Source organism: Motilimonas thetidivivens, assembly GCF_046452435.1.
Classification (GTDB): Bacteria; Pseudomonadota; Gammaproteobacteria; order Enterobacterales; family CBDFNC01; genus Motilimonas.
This window is the reverse complement of the sequence record NZ_JBKFDK010000004.1, coordinates 165404-179338: the sequence shown is the minus strand read 5'-3', so window position 1 is coordinate 179338 and position 13935 is coordinate 165404. Positions and strand designations below refer to the sequence as shown.

The 13935-nt window shown below is 44.8% G+C and carries 9 protein-coding genes and 6 tRNA genes; 14 read left to right on the top strand and 1 reads right to left on the bottom strand.

Going from position 1 to position 13935, the window contains the following annotated elements; translation table 11 throughout:
- Positions 1-77 precede the first annotated feature (77 nt).
- The gene (gene mutS / locus ACK8OT_RS05115) at positions 78-2654 is read right to left on the bottom strand and encodes a DNA mismatch repair protein MutS (protein ID WP_410195425.1); all 2577 of its coding nucleotides are present in this window, start codon (positions 2652-2654) and stop codon (positions 78-80) included.
- A 193-nt stretch (positions 2655-2847) separates the two neighbouring features.
- Between mutS and recA the strand changes: the two genes are divergently transcribed.
- From recA to ACK8OT_RS05045, 14 genes are all read left to right on the top strand, one after another.
- Positions 2848-3918 carry a recombinase RecA gene (gene recA / locus ACK8OT_RS05110; protein ID WP_410195424.1) on the top strand — a complete coding sequence of 357 codons (1071 nt, stop codon included), beginning with the start codon at positions 2848-2850 and terminating at the stop codon, positions 3916-3918.
- On the top strand, positions 3899-4378 hold the full coding sequence (locus ACK8OT_RS05105) for a regulatory protein RecX (RefSeq protein ID WP_410195423.1): 480 nt from the start codon (positions 3899-3901) through the stop codon (positions 4376-4378). The genes recA and ACK8OT_RS05105 overlap by 20 nt, the downstream gene beginning before the upstream one ends.
- A gap of 301 nt (positions 4379-4679) precedes the next feature.
- Positions 4680-7280 carry an alanine--tRNA ligase gene (alaS, locus tag ACK8OT_RS05100; RefSeq protein WP_410195422.1) on the top strand — a complete coding sequence of 867 codons (2601 nt, stop codon included), beginning with the start codon at positions 4680-4682 and terminating at the stop codon, positions 7278-7280.
- A 13-nt stretch (positions 7281-7293) separates the two neighbouring features.
- Positions 7294-8526 carry an aspartate kinase gene (locus tag ACK8OT_RS05095; protein WP_410195421.1) on the top strand — a complete coding sequence of 411 codons (1233 nt, stop codon included), beginning with the start codon at positions 7294-7296 and terminating at the stop codon, positions 8524-8526.
- 102 nt (positions 8527-8628) lie between these two features.
- Positions 8629-8811, top strand: coding sequence for a carbon storage regulator CsrA (gene csrA, locus ACK8OT_RS05090; RefSeq protein WP_233071318.1), 183 nt, complete (start codon positions 8629-8631; stop codon positions 8809-8811).
- Between the two features lie 179 nt (positions 8812-8990).
- Positions 8991-9083 (top strand) — tRNA-Ser (locus ACK8OT_RS05085).
- Positions 9084-9101: 18 nt separating this feature from the next.
- Positions 9102-9178, top strand: a tRNA-Arg gene (locus ACK8OT_RS05080).
- A 59-nt stretch (positions 9179-9237) separates the two neighbouring features.
- Positions 9238-9314 (top strand) — tRNA-Arg (locus tag ACK8OT_RS05075).
- A 58-nt stretch (positions 9315-9372) separates the two neighbouring features.
- A tRNA-Arg gene (locus ACK8OT_RS05070) sits at positions 9373-9449 on the top strand.
- 60 nt (positions 9450-9509) lie between these two features.
- Positions 9510-9586: transfer RNA gene (locus ACK8OT_RS05065), tRNA-Arg, on the top strand.
- Between the two features lie 40 nt (positions 9587-9626).
- Positions 9627-9703, top strand: a tRNA-Arg gene (locus ACK8OT_RS05060).
- A 633-nt stretch (positions 9704-10336) separates the two neighbouring features.
- Complete coding sequence (locus ACK8OT_RS05055; RefSeq protein WP_410195420.1) at positions 10337-10588, top strand: oxaloacetate decarboxylase subunit gamma; 252 nt, start codon at positions 10337-10339, stop codon at positions 10586-10588.
- Positions 10589-10625: 37 nt separating this feature from the next.
- Entirely contained in the window at positions 10626-12413 is a 1788-nt protein-coding gene (oadA, locus tag ACK8OT_RS05050) for a sodium-extruding oxaloacetate decarboxylase subunit alpha (RefSeq protein WP_410195419.1), read from the top strand.
- A gap of 9 nt (positions 12414-12422) precedes the next feature.
- Positions 12423-13553, top strand: a complete 1131-nt coding sequence (locus tag ACK8OT_RS05045; protein WP_410195418.1) for a sodium ion-translocating decarboxylase subunit beta — start codon at positions 12423-12425, stop codon at positions 13551-13553.
- Positions 13554-13935 lie beyond the last annotated feature (382 nt).

Sequence of the window (13935 nt, the reverse complement as noted above, 5' to 3'; positions counted from 1 at the left end):
AAAAGCCGCAAACCAATGCGGCTTTTTTGATCTTATTGAAAACTATTTAGTCGCTCAAACAAGCTAATTAGACACCATTACAAGCGTTGTTTTAACTGGTACAACAGTTCTAAGGCTTGTTTGGGCGTTAATTCATCTGGATTAATGGCGCTTAGTTCCTCAACGACGGGATGGGGTAGCTCAAAAGGCAAGCTTGGCTGGCTTGGTTGCTCAATATGGCTTAGCGTTGAACTGGCTGCTAATTGCTGCTGTCCTTGGCTTTCTAGCTGATGCAATTTACGTTTGGCTTGCTGTATCACTTGCTTAGGTACGCCTGCTAACGCCGCTACTTGCAAGCCAAAGCTCTTGCTTGCTGCCCCTTCTTGCACCGAATGCATAAAGGCAATGCTATCTTGGTGCTCCACGGCATCAAGATGGACATTGGCTAAGCCATCAATTAACTCAGGTAATTGGGTTAATTCAAAATAATGGGTGGCAAATAAGGTGAGAGCCTGCGTGGCTTGCGCTAAATGTTCGGCACAAGCCCAAGCCAGTGACATACCATCATAGGTGCTGGTGCCGCGACCAATTTCATCCATCAAGACCAAGCTTGATGCAGTGGCATTGTGGAGAATATTAGCGGTTTCAGTCATTTCAACCATAAAAGTTGATCGACCACTCGCTAAATCATCACTGGCACCGATGCGGGTGAAGATCCTATCAACATTACCAATCACCGCTTCATCGGCCGGTACATAGCAACCTATGTGCGCCATTAATACAATTAATGCTATTTGCCGCATATAGGTAGATTTACCGCCCATATTGGGACCGGTAACAATTAACATGCGGCGTTCGGGGTGCAGCGCTACCGGATTGGCAATAAATGGATCATGACTGACTTGCTCAACAACAGGGTGGCGACCTGCATTAATCTTAATGCCAGATGCTTCGGTTAAACTGGGTTTAACATACTGCAAGGTTTCGGCACGCTCGGCAAAGTTCGCTAAGACATCAAGCTCGGATAGTGCTATTGCGGTTTGTTGTAGTTTGCTCAAATAAGGTAGCAAGGTGTCGAGTAATTCATCGTAAAGCTTTTTCTCTAAGGCAAGGGCTTTACCTTGGCTCATTAATACCTTGTCTTCATAAGTTTTTAATTCGGGGATCAGATAGCGCTCGGTATTTTTCAGCGTTTGTCGGCGTACATAATGGGCTGGAACTTGGTCGCTTTGACTGCGGCTGACTTCAATGTAATAACCATGAACCTTGTTATAACTCACTTTTAAAGTCGCAATGCCGGTTGCTTGTTTTTCACGCTCTTCCAATTCCGCGAGGTAATCCGTGGCGCCTTTAGACAAGTTGCGCCACTCATCAAGTTCAACGTGGTAACCCGGTGCGATAACTCCTCCGTCTCGGATCAGTACCGGTGGGTTATCAATGATTGCTCGCTCGAGTAGCTGCGCTAACTCAGGATATTGGTCAATGCGCTGACACAGTTTTTGCAGTAATTCCACACCACTGTCAGCAAATAGTTGGTGTAATTCAGGTAAGGTTGCGAATGCATTTTTAAGTTTTACGAGATCACGAGGTCTGGCGCTTTTTAGGGCTAAACGTGCAATAACTCGTTCAATATCGCCGATGTTCTTAAGCAGTTCGCTACAGTCGGTGTAAAAGTTGAGGTCTATCAAGGCTTCAATTTGGTTTTGCCTTTGTTGCAACAATTCAATATTTCGACTCGGCTGGTGGATCCAGCGTTTTAATAGTCGACTGCCCATGGCGGTTGCGGTGTTATCTAATACTTCTGCTAAGGTATTTTCATAACCCCCGGCAAGGTTTTGGGTAAGCTCTAAGTTACGTCTCGTTGCGGCGTCTAATATCACAACCGCTTGATTTTGCTCTAAGCTGATGCTGTTAATATGAGGCAGGGCGGTGCGTTGGGTATCTTTAATATATTGCAATAGACACCCTGCAGCGCATAGCGCCGTGTTGGCATTGGCAACACCAAAACCGACTAAATCACGCGTCGCAAATTGCTGGGTGAGGGTGCGTGTTGCTGTGGTTAATTCAAACTCCCATTCCGGCCGGCGGCGGATCCCACGTCTTTGCTCAATTAATTGCACATAAGCGAAATCTTCGGGGTAGAGTAATTCTGCTGGGTCTAAGCGTTGTAATTCCGCTTGTAAGGTTTCTTGCTCGGCAAATTGGTTAATTACAAAGCGGCCGCTGGTGATATCTAAGGTGGCTAAGCCAAAACTAGACTGCTGGTAGTAAACGCAACAGATTAAGTTATCGCGGCTGTCGTCAAGTAAGGCTTCATCACTGACGGTTCCAGGGGTAATAATACGAACAATTTTACGCTCAACAGGTCCTTTGCTGGTGGCGGGATCACCCACTTGCTCACAGATGGCCGCTGACTCTCCCAGTTGGACCAACTTAACTAAATAGCCTTCAACAGCGTGGTGGGGAACCCCTGCCATCGGAATGGGTTGACCTGCAGTTTGGCCTCGCTTGGTTAAGGAAATACCCAACAAACGCGAGGCCTTTTTAGCATCATCAAAAAATAACTCATAAAAATCGCCCATTCGGTAAAACAGCAGGATATCAGGTGCTTCCGCCTTTAATGCCAAATACTGTTGCATCATAGGGGTGTGTTGCGAAACATTGTCTTTACTCATCAAGGAATCTCTGCTGTTTGAATCTCGGATTTGATAGTGTGACTATCATTAAACTTGGTTAGAATGCAATTGCAATGAAATAGGCCAATAAAAAACTGATTTTATATACAGTGCACTTTTTTCTTGATACTGTACGAAACCACAGTATACTAAAGCCAATTAATTAAATTATTTTACCTTACTGGAGTCGTAAATGGATCCAAATAAAGAAAAAGCGTTAGCAGCAGCATTAGGCCAGATTGAAAAGCAATTTGGTAAAGGTTCGATTATGCGTTTAGGCGACGGTGCTGCCGCTATGTTAGATATTGAATCTGTTTCGACTGGCTCACTTGGGCTTGATGTTGCGCTAGGCATAGGGGGGCTTCCTTATGGCCGTATCGTAGAAATCTATGGTCCTGAGAGCTCAGGTAAAACGACACTGACATTACAAGCTATTGCCGAAGCACAAAAGCAAGGAAAAACCTGTGCATTTATCGATGCTGAACATGCGCTTGATCCTATTTATGCGCGTAAGCTAGGTGTTAATGTTGATGAACTATTAATTTCTCAGCCAGACACCGGTGAACAAGCACTCGAAATATGTGACATGTTAGTGCGCTCGGGTGCCGTTAATTTAGTGGTTATTGACTCGGTTGCCGCATTGACGCCTAAAGCTGAAATTGAAGGTGACATGGGTGACTCTCATGTTGGTTTACAAGCTCGCTTGATGTCACAAGCCTTGCGTAAGCTAACGGGTAATATTAAGCAAACAAACTGTCTTTGTATCTTCATCAACCAAATCCGGATGAAGATTGGTGTGATGTTTGGCTCACCAGAAACAACCACAGGTGGTAACGCCCTTAAATTCTATGCTTCTGTGCGACTTGATATCCGCCGTATCGGCGCGGTAAAAGAAGGTGAAGAAGTGGTGGGTAATGAAACTCGCGTTAAGGTTGTGAAGAACAAAGTATCTCCTCCATTTAAGCAAGCCGAGTTCCAAATTCTCTATGGTGGTGGTATCAACCGTTTAGCTGAGGTGATTGACTTAGGCGTAAAAGAAAAGTTAATCGAAAAAGCAGGTGCATGGTTCTCATACAAGGGTGACAAAATTGGTCAAGGTAAAGCAAATGCCTGTCGTTACCTGACCGAACACCCACATATCGCACAAGAAATTGAAGGCTTATTACGTGAAGCGTTACTGCCTAAACCTGATGCCAAAAATGGTAAAGCGAGTAACGAGGCCGTTGAGTTAGCGAATGAGCTTGATGAATCGCAGTTGGATTGATCGCAGCGATGCCAGTTATAACCAAGTTTATCAAGCACTGATAAACTTGGTTTCAAGACGAGAGCACTCTCGTCTTGAAATCAAACAAAAACTTCTGCAAAAAGAATACCCCAGCCAGCTTATTGAACAAGCCATCAGCCATTGTTGCGAATGTGATTACATTAATGATGCACGCTATTGCGCTAGCTTTATTCGGATCAAAGCGAATAAAGGGTTTGGTTTAGGGCGGCTCACTATGGAATTAAAGCAAAAAGGTATCTCGGCTGAGCAAATCCAGCAGGCTTTGGACGAGTTAGCGCTCGATTGGTACCAGATCGCACAGCAATGTTATCAAAAGAAGTACGGTGACAAGCAAATTGATGATTATAAAGAGCGCCAGAAACGTCAGCGCTATCTATTTTCTCGTGGCTTTGATAGTGATCAAGTTCGTTTTGCAGTTGCCCAGCATCAGTCAAGTTAATCACTAATGCCAGAAGATTAAGCGCTGGCCAGCGCTTTTGAATTGGATTTTAGTTTGAAAATTCGTTGCACCATAGCGCACCTGTACATTTGATTGTGCATTTATGCTAGTTAAGCTGACTTTCACATCATATTGCTAAGGTGAACAACGAGCCTAAGCCCGTACTATTTTGAATTCGCGCTGTTTACTTTTCCCCCGTGTTTCGCCGTGATATATTGTGCCGATTTAATTTTGTCGATTAGTGCTGCCTGTATGGCTGGGCATTAATGATTTTATTTAGTTTAACTCGGAACCTTAATTCATGAGCCAATCCACCGCTGAGATCCGCAATGCGTTTCTTGGATACTTTGAAAGTAAAGGACACCAAGGTGTCGCTAGTAGTCCACTTGTTCCCGGTAATGATCCCACATTGTTGTTTACTAATGCTGGCATGGTTCAGTTTAAAGATGTGTTTTTGGGAATGGATCAGCGCCCATATACCCGCGCGACCACTAGCCAACGTTGTGTTAGAGCCGGTGGTAAACACAATGACTTAGAAAATGTCGGCTACACGGCGCGCCACCATACTTTCTTTGAAATGCTTGGTAATTTCAGCTTTGGTGATTACTTTAAGCGTGAAGCAATTAGTTTTGCTTGGGAATTTTTGACCGAAGTCGTTAAATTACCTAAAGAAAAACTATGGGTCACGGTATTTGAAGAAGATGATGAAGCCGCTGAAATTTGGCTAAAAGAGATTGGCGTTCCGGCTGATCGTTTGTCTCGTATCGGTGCTAAAGATAATTTCTGGTCAATGGGTGATACCGGCCCTTGTGGTCCTTGTACCGAAATCTTCTACGATCATGGTGAGCATATCTGGGGTGGTCCTCCGGGAACGCCAGAAGAAGATGGTGACCGCTATATCGAGATCTGGAACTTGGTTTTCATGCAATTTAACCGTCATGCTGACGGCACCATGGAGCCACTACCTAAGCCTTCGGTTGATACCGGTATGGGCCTTGAGCGTATTGCTGCTATTTTGCAGGGCGTTCATTCAAATTATGAAATTGATATTTTCCAAGCCTTAATTAAAAAGACGGCCGAAATTACGGGTGCTAAAGATTTAGAAGATAAATCATTGCGCGTGGTGGCCGACCACATCCGTTCTTGTAGCTTTTTAATTGCCGATGGTGTGATGCCGTCAAATGAAGGTCGTGGTTACGTGCTGCGTCGTATTATTCGTCGCGCGGTACGCCATGGTCACAAGTTAGGCGCGACAGAGACGTTCTTCTACAAGCTGGTACAAGAGTTGGTTAACCAAATGGGTGAAGCTTACCCTGAGTTAGCTAAGCAACAAGCCATTGTTGAAAAAATGCTAAAGCTGGAAGAAGAACAATTTGCTAAAACGTTAGACCGTGGTCTAGCTATTTTAGATGACGAATTAGCTCAGCTAACGGGCTCGACTATCCCAGGTGAGTTGGTATTTAAACTTTATGATACCTATGGTTTCCCGGCTGATTTAACCGCGGACATTGCCCGTGAGCGAGATCTGGTTATCGATCAAGCGGGTTTTGAAGCGGCAATGCAAGTACAGCGTGAACGTGCGCAAAAAGCCAATAGCTTTGGCACCGATTACAATGAAGCGATCAAGGTTGAACATCAAACCCGCTTCCTTGGTTACAACGTGACCGACAGCAAAGCTAAAATTGTTGAAATCTTCAAGCAAGGTGAATCTGTTTCTTCCCTGAGCCAAGACGAAGAAGGGATTATCATTCTAGGTGAAACACCTTTCTACGCGGAATCTGGCGGCCAAGTTGGCGATACCGGTGAAATTCAATTCCCTGGCGGTGCGTTTGTGGTAACCGATACCCAAAAATCGGGTAATGCTGTCCTGCATTATGGTTACCTATGCGGTAAGGAACTAAGCCGTGATAGTGAAGTCACAGCCGTTGTTGATGAAGAAAAACGTCAAGCGATTGCGCTAAACCACTCGGTAACACATTTATTACATGCTGCGCTTCGTCATACCTTAGGTGAGCACATCTCGCAAAAAGGCTCTTTGGTTGATGCGGAAAAGCTCCGTTTTGACTTTTCACATTTTGAAGCCATGACCATAGAATCTATCCGTCAGGTTGAATTCTTAGTAAATAAAGCTATCCGCAACAACTTTGAAGTCATTACTAAGGTGATGAACATTGAAGAAGCTAAGGCTTCAGGTGCGATGGCTCTGTTTGGTGAAAAATACGACGAAATGGTTCGTGTTGTGCAAATGGGCGACTTTTCAACCGAGCTTTGTGGTGGTACCCATGCCAAGCGCACCGGTGACATTGGCTTTTTCAAAATCATTTCAGAAGGTGGTATCGCAGCTGGCGTGCGTCGTATTGAGGCGGTATCGGGACCGGCGGCTATTGATTTTATTCACAGCCTAGGTGAACAAATTCAACAAACACTTGATCTGGTTAAGGGTGACCAATTCACCATTAGCGCTAAAGTACGCCAAGTGTTGGATCGCTCAAAATCGCTAGAGAAAGAGCTAGAACAACTTAAAGCGAAAATGGCGAGTCAGGCTGGTTCAAACTTGATTGGTCAAGCGGTTGATATTAATGGGGTCCGTGTTGTTATTGCGCATTTAGATGGCATTGAAGCTAAGGCTCTTCGCTCATCGGTTGATGAGCTGAAAAACAAACTGCAGTCAGGCATTGTTTTCTTGGCAACGTCAGGGGAAGGTAAAGTGAGCCTAATTGCAGGTGTTACTAAAGATCTAACAGGCAAGGTTAAAGCCGGCGAGTTAGTCAATATGGTGGCACAACAAGTTGGTGGTAAAGGTGGTGGTCGTCCAGATATGGCCCAAGCAGGTGGCTCGGATGTTGCCGCTTTACCTGATGCATTGAAATCTGTTCAACCTTGGTTAGAGCAACGTCTATAAAAAGGAATAGTACGTGGGTGTAATTGTTCAAAAATATGGTGGTACATCAGTCGGTACGTTAGAGCGTATTGAAGCCGTGGCTGAGCGGGTAAAACGCACCAAAGCTGAAGGTCATGATGTGGTCGTCGTTGTATCTGCAATGTCGGGTGAAACCAACCGCTTAATCGGTATGGCAAAAGAGCTAGACTTAGATGCTAGCCGTCGTGAAATGGATGTGTTGGTGTCTACCGGTGAGCAAGTGACGATAGCCTTGCTAGCCATTGCGCTACAAAAAGCTGGCGTGGATGCGGTCTCGATGACTGGCGACCAAATGCGTATGAAAACCGATTCGAGTTACAGCAAAGCGCGGATCTTGGATGTTGAAACTGAGAACCTCAAAAAACACCTAGCTGAAGGTAAAGTGGTTGTGGTCGCTGGCTTCCAAGGCCGCGATGAGTTCAACAACATTACGACGCTAGGTCGAGGTGGCTCTGATACCTCTGCGGTAGCGGTAGCTGCGGCATTAAAAGCGGATGAGTGTCAAATCTATACCGATGTGGACGGGGTTTACACCACGGATCCACGGATGGTGCCACAAGCAAGACGCTTAGAAACCATTACGTTTGAAGAAATGCTAGAAATGGCTAGCTTAGGTGCGAAGGTTCTACAGATCCGCTCGGTAGAATTTGCAGGTAAATACAGTGTACCGTTGCGTGTACTATCAAGTTTTAAAGAAGGCTCAGGCACTTTAATCAGTTATGAGGAAGTAAACATGGAATCTCCTGTAGTATCAGGTATTGCTTTTAACCGCGACGAAGCACGTTTAACTATCTGTGGTGTACCTGATGAGCCAGCGATGGCGGCACGCGTGCTTTCACCTATCGGTGAAGCGGGTATCGACATTGATATGATAGTGCAAAACACGCTAGGTGACGGTAAAGCTGACTTCACCTTCACTGTTCATCGTGATGATTACCGTCGTGCCACTGAGCTGTTGAACCAAGTTGCTACCGAGGTTGGTGCTAAAAACGTGCAAGGTGATGATCACATTGCTAAAGTATCTATTGTTGGTGTGGGGATGTGGAATCACCCAGGCGTAGCTAAAACTATGTTTGAGGTGCTTGGCCGTGAAAACATTAACATGCATCAGATCTCTACATCTGAAATTAAAGTTTCTGTTTTGATTGACGAGAAGTATCTAGAACTAGCTGTGCGTTCATTACACACTGCATTTGGTTTAGATGCAGAGCCTGAAGCAGGTAAGTAGGCGAAAACCCTAATATCCTATCGGATATTAGGTATTACCTTTTTGGTTGATATATGGATAATAGAATCCAACAAAACAGAAAACGGAAACAAGGAGCTGTATATGCTAATTTTGACTCGTCGTGTAGGTGAAACGTTAATGATCGGTGACGAAGTGACAGTGACTGTTCTAGGAGTAAAAGGTAACCAAGTTCGTATCGGTGTTAATGCGCCAAAAGAAGTCTCTGTGCACCGCGAAGAGATCTACATGCGAATTCAAGCAGAAAAGGGCTCTGATTCTTTCTAACCCTAATTTGATAAAGGAGCCAGTGGCTCCTTTGTTACTTTTGCAGCATCTATATCAAGATATTATCTTAAAGTTCTCACACCAGATGGCACTTGATTAAGAACTGTTCGAACAGTACGCTTTTATTAAAAATTGTTTGACATATTTCCGACTGAAGGTAATATGTGCGCCACCAGAACGGTGAGGTGGCCGAGTGGCCGAAGGCGCTCCCCTGCTAAGGGAGTATGGGGTTTGTAGCCCCATCGAGGGTTCAAATCCCTCCTTCACCGCCATTTATGTTTTGGTATGACGCGCATGTAGCTCAGCTGGATAGAGTACCTGGCTACGAACCAGGCGGTCGGAGGTTCGACTCCTTCCATGCGCGCCACTTCTTCTACTTACATTAGTAAGTGCAAGACCTGCGCAATCAGGTAAAACATTTATGACGCGCATGTAGCTCAGCTGGATAGAGTACCTGGCTACGAACCAGGCGGTCGGAGGTTCGACTCCTTCCATGCGCGCCACTTCTTTTCTTACATTAGTAAGTTCAAGACCTGCGAAATCAGGTAAAACATTTATGACGCGCATGTAGCTCAGCTGGATAGAGTACCTGGCTACGAACCAGGCGGTCGGAGGTTCGACTCCTTCCATGCGCGCCACTTCTTCTACTTACAGTTAGTAAGTGCAAGATCTGAGAAATCAGATAAAACATTTACGACGCGCATGTAGCTCAGCTGGATAGAGTACCTGGCTACGAACCAGGCGGTCGGAGGTTCGACTCCTTCCATGCGCGCCACCTTCTTTGTTTCATCTAGCAACAAAATAATCATTCCAACGCGCATGTAGCTCAGCTGGATAGAGTACCTGGCTACGAACCAGGCGGTCGGAGGTTCGACTCCTTCCATGCGCGCCACTTTCCAAATTCAGTTGTAACTTGTTAACCTTATGTTAGCGATGTCAATGAATCTCCCTGTTGAATATCTATTCTGTATCTATTGTTAATCTTCTGTTAAATATTTTATTTGAGCTTGTGTCTTTGTTGTTGCACTTTTAATAAATATTCATTTTTGCCATCAGTGCTTAGATACTGGGTCTTAGTGTTGTGGTCGTAAATACCGTAAAGATTCTGAATAACTTAGCCATGTGATACATCCTCCTGAATTGTGTTGATTAGCTGATTTATATTACTTAAATCTGTGAGCTTTATAGTGTTAATGCCTTAATTAGTGCGCTTTTGACTGGTAGGGGGTTTAATAATCGCCCAAAATCAGTAGACTAAGGGACTTTTGTGTAAAGTTACTCAAACTATTTTTCGGCTTAAATTAAGCCATTTTTACTAAGTATTAAACAACTTAGCGCGATAGTGTGAGTGTAGGTAGTGCATATTTTTTCATTTATTTGAATGAAATTGAGCTAGACCTAACGATTATAAAAATATAAAAACGACCTAATTGTGAATATTTATTCATCTTGGGTTTGACTTTTTATAGGCCTCAGTAATAATGCTTACGAATTATTGTTTAGGCCCGGATGGACGTAATAAATTATGGATATTACAACTCTGTTATTTGAAGCTGGAAACTTAATGCTGGTTGGTATGATTTCAGTATTCTTGTTTCTTGGCCTATTAGTTATTGTTGTTCAAACAACGGCTAAATATTGTCCTGCAGATATTCCTCCTGCAGCGACCAAAAAGCCTAATCAGCAGCCAACCCAACAGCCGGTGAGCAACACCTTAGATCCCAAATTAATAGCAGCCATTACAAGTGCGGTACAGCAGTACCGTGACAACAAGTAACTTGGTTCTACAAGACTTATAAAAGGAGCACAACGTCATGTCTAAGCCTCTCGCTATTACTGAAGTGGTATTGCGCGATGCGCATCAGTCGCTGTTTGCGACTCGCATGCGAATTGAAGATATGCTGCCTATCGCAGAGAAACTCGACAAAATGGGCTTTTGGTCTTTAGAGACCTGGGGCGGCGCAACATTTGATTCGTGTATTCGTTACCTAGGTGAAGATCCTTGGGAGCGTATTCGTAAGCTCAAACAAGCTATGCCTAATACTAAGCATCAAATGTTGTTACGTGGTCAGAACTTGCTCGGCTATCGTCACTATGCGGATGACGTTGTAGAAAAGTTTGTTGAACGTGCACATGCCAACGGGGTTGATGTCTTCCGTATTTTTGATGCCATGAACGACGTTAGAAACTTTCAAACAGCGGTTAAAGCTGCAGTGAACGTTGGTGCTCATGCACAAGGCACTATTTCTTACACAACCAGTGAAGTTCATACGGTTGACGCTTGGGTCGACATGGCGAAGCGCCTACAGGACATGGGTGCGCACTCTATTTGTATTAAGGATATGGCCGGTCTGTTGAAGCCATATGTTGCCGAAGAGCTTGTAAGTAAAATTAAAGCCAGTGTTGATTTGCCGCTAGCGCTGCACTGTCACGCAACGACTGGTTTAAGCATTGCTACACAGCAAAAAGCCATTGACGCGGGTATTGATATCCTTGATACCGCTATCTCTTCTATGAGTATGACTTACGGTCATTCACCAACTGAAACTATCGTTTCTATTGTTGAAGGTACTGAGCGCGATACCGGCCTTGATCTAGCGGCTCTTGAAGATATTGCCTCTTACTTTCGTGAAGTTCGTAAGAAATACGCTAAGTTTGAAGGTGCATTAAAAGGCGTTGATTCCCGTATCCTTATTGCTCAAGTGCCAGGTGGCATGTTAACCAACATGGAAAACCAGCTTAAAGAGCAAGGCGCGGGCGACCGTCTAGATGAAGTACTAAAAGAAATCCCACGTGTACGTGAAGATCTTGGCTTTATCCCACTTGTAACACCTACCTCGCAAATTGTTGGAACCCAAGCGGTGATCAACGTGCTGATGGGTGAGCGCTACAAAAATATCACCAAAGAAACGGCTGGCGTATTAAAAGGCGAATACGGCGCAACACCTGCACCGGTAAACGCTGAGTTACAACAACGTGTACTTGATGGCGCAGAAGTCATTACTTGTCGTCCAGCCGATCTACTAGAGCCAGAGCTTGCCTCTTTGACTGCTGAGTTCAAACAAAAAGCACAAGAGAAAGGCATTAAAGTAGCCGAGAACGAAGTGGATGACGCATTAATCTATGCTTTATTCCCACAAGTTGGCCTCAAGTTCCTAGAAAACCGTGATAACCCAGCTGCCTTTGAGCCTGTGCCAAGTGCTGATGATGTTAAACCTGCAGCAGCGAAAACTGAGCCAGAAACCTACGCAGTGAAAGTCGATGGTCAGGTATTTAATGTTGAAGTGGGGCCTGCGGGCAGTATTGAAGCTATCACTCCAATTGGCGGTGCTCCGGTTAACATCAATGCGGGTGCTTCTGCGCCATCACCAGCTCCTGCTGCAGGACCTGCTGAGGATGTGACTTCTCCTTTGTCAGGTACCATTTTTAAAGTGGTCGCTCAGCAAGGCAGTCAAGTAAATGAAGGCGACGTACTATTGATTATGGAAGCGATGAAGATGGAAACAGAAGTTCGCGCGGCTAAATCAGGCGTGGTGCAAACCGTGTACGTTAGTGAAGGCGATTCAGTTGCAGTTGGCGATGCCCTGCTTGCGCTGGCATAAGGAGTTGCAGTGGAAGGTTTATTAACCCTATGGCACGACACTGGTATCTATCATTTCGAGTGGAAACAGCTTGTTATGATGGCGGTAGGTGTATTGCTTTTATATCTAGCGATTGTTCGTAAATTTGAACCACTTTTATTATTGCCTATTGGTTTTGGCGCAATCCTCGCCAATATTCCTAACGCGGGTTTAAATGATGAAGGTGGCTTGCTTTACTATGTTTACCACATCGGTATTGATTCTGGCGTGTTCCCACTCTTGATTTTCATGGGTGTCGGTGCGATGACAGATTTCGGTGCATTAATCGCTAACCCTAAAATGCTGTTTTTAGGAGCGGCGGCTCAATTTGGTATCTTTGCTACCTTATTTGGCGCAATTGCCCTTAATGTCATACCTGGTTTTGAGTTCAGCTTACAAGACGCTTCGGCGATTGCGATTATCGGGGGGGCTGATGGGCCAACGGCTATCTTCCTCGCCTCCAAGTTAGCGCCACACCTTCTGGGTGCCATTGCGGTTGCGGCATACTCTTATATGGCATTAGTGCCTTTGATTCAGCCGCCTATTATGCGTGCGCTGACCACCAAAGAAGAGCGTGCCATTAAGATGGATCAGCTTCGTCCTGTGAGTAAGCGCGAGAAGATCTTGTTCCCATTATTGGTACTGGGTGCTTGTATCTTATTGTTACCAGCGGCTACGCCACTTGTTGGTATGTTCTGTTTGGGTAACTTAATGCGTGAGTCGGGTGTCGTTGATCGCTTAAGTAACGCAGCACAGAATGAAATCATTAACACAGTGACCATTTTCTTAGGTCTAGCTGTTGGCTCTAAGCTGTCTGCTAAGTACTTCTTAACACTAGAAACCTTAGGTATCTTGGTGTTAGGTGCGGTGGCATTTGCTATCGGTACTGCCTCTGGTGTGATGATGGCTAAAGTGATGAGTAAGATGTCTGGTGGTAAGGTTAACCCATTACTGGGCGCTGCAGGGGTTTCAGCTGTGCCAATGGCGGCTCGTGTAGTTAACAAGGTTGGTCTTGAGGCTAATCCACAAAACTTCTTGTTAATGCATGCGATGGGACCGAATGTTGCTGGTGTACTAGGTAGCGCGGTTGCGGCGGGTGTGTTACTTGCTCTAGTTGGTTAAGCTTAAACAATAACACAATCGTGTATAGAAGGTGGCCTAGGCCACCTTTTTTGATCTATCGTTCTAGTAAGAAGTAAGTTGTTACATTCACCGAGTGAGATAAATCATCAAACTAAAAAAGCCAATGAAAAAAGTGGATAAACCCATAATCAAATAGAACCCTTTAGCCCCCTGGCGAATAGATAGCCCATTCATTTGTAAAAATACCCACCACAGTAAAGACAATACTAAAGGGATTAGAAACATCCTCGCCATTTATGCTCTCCTTTTAGTGCGAAAAACTAGGTATCTTGGGTATAAGCCAAATCGACTACTGCCGTCTATCTTACAAATTTGCTACACTCCCGCCAACCATTTCTAGTGATACGAGTAGAAGCATTAT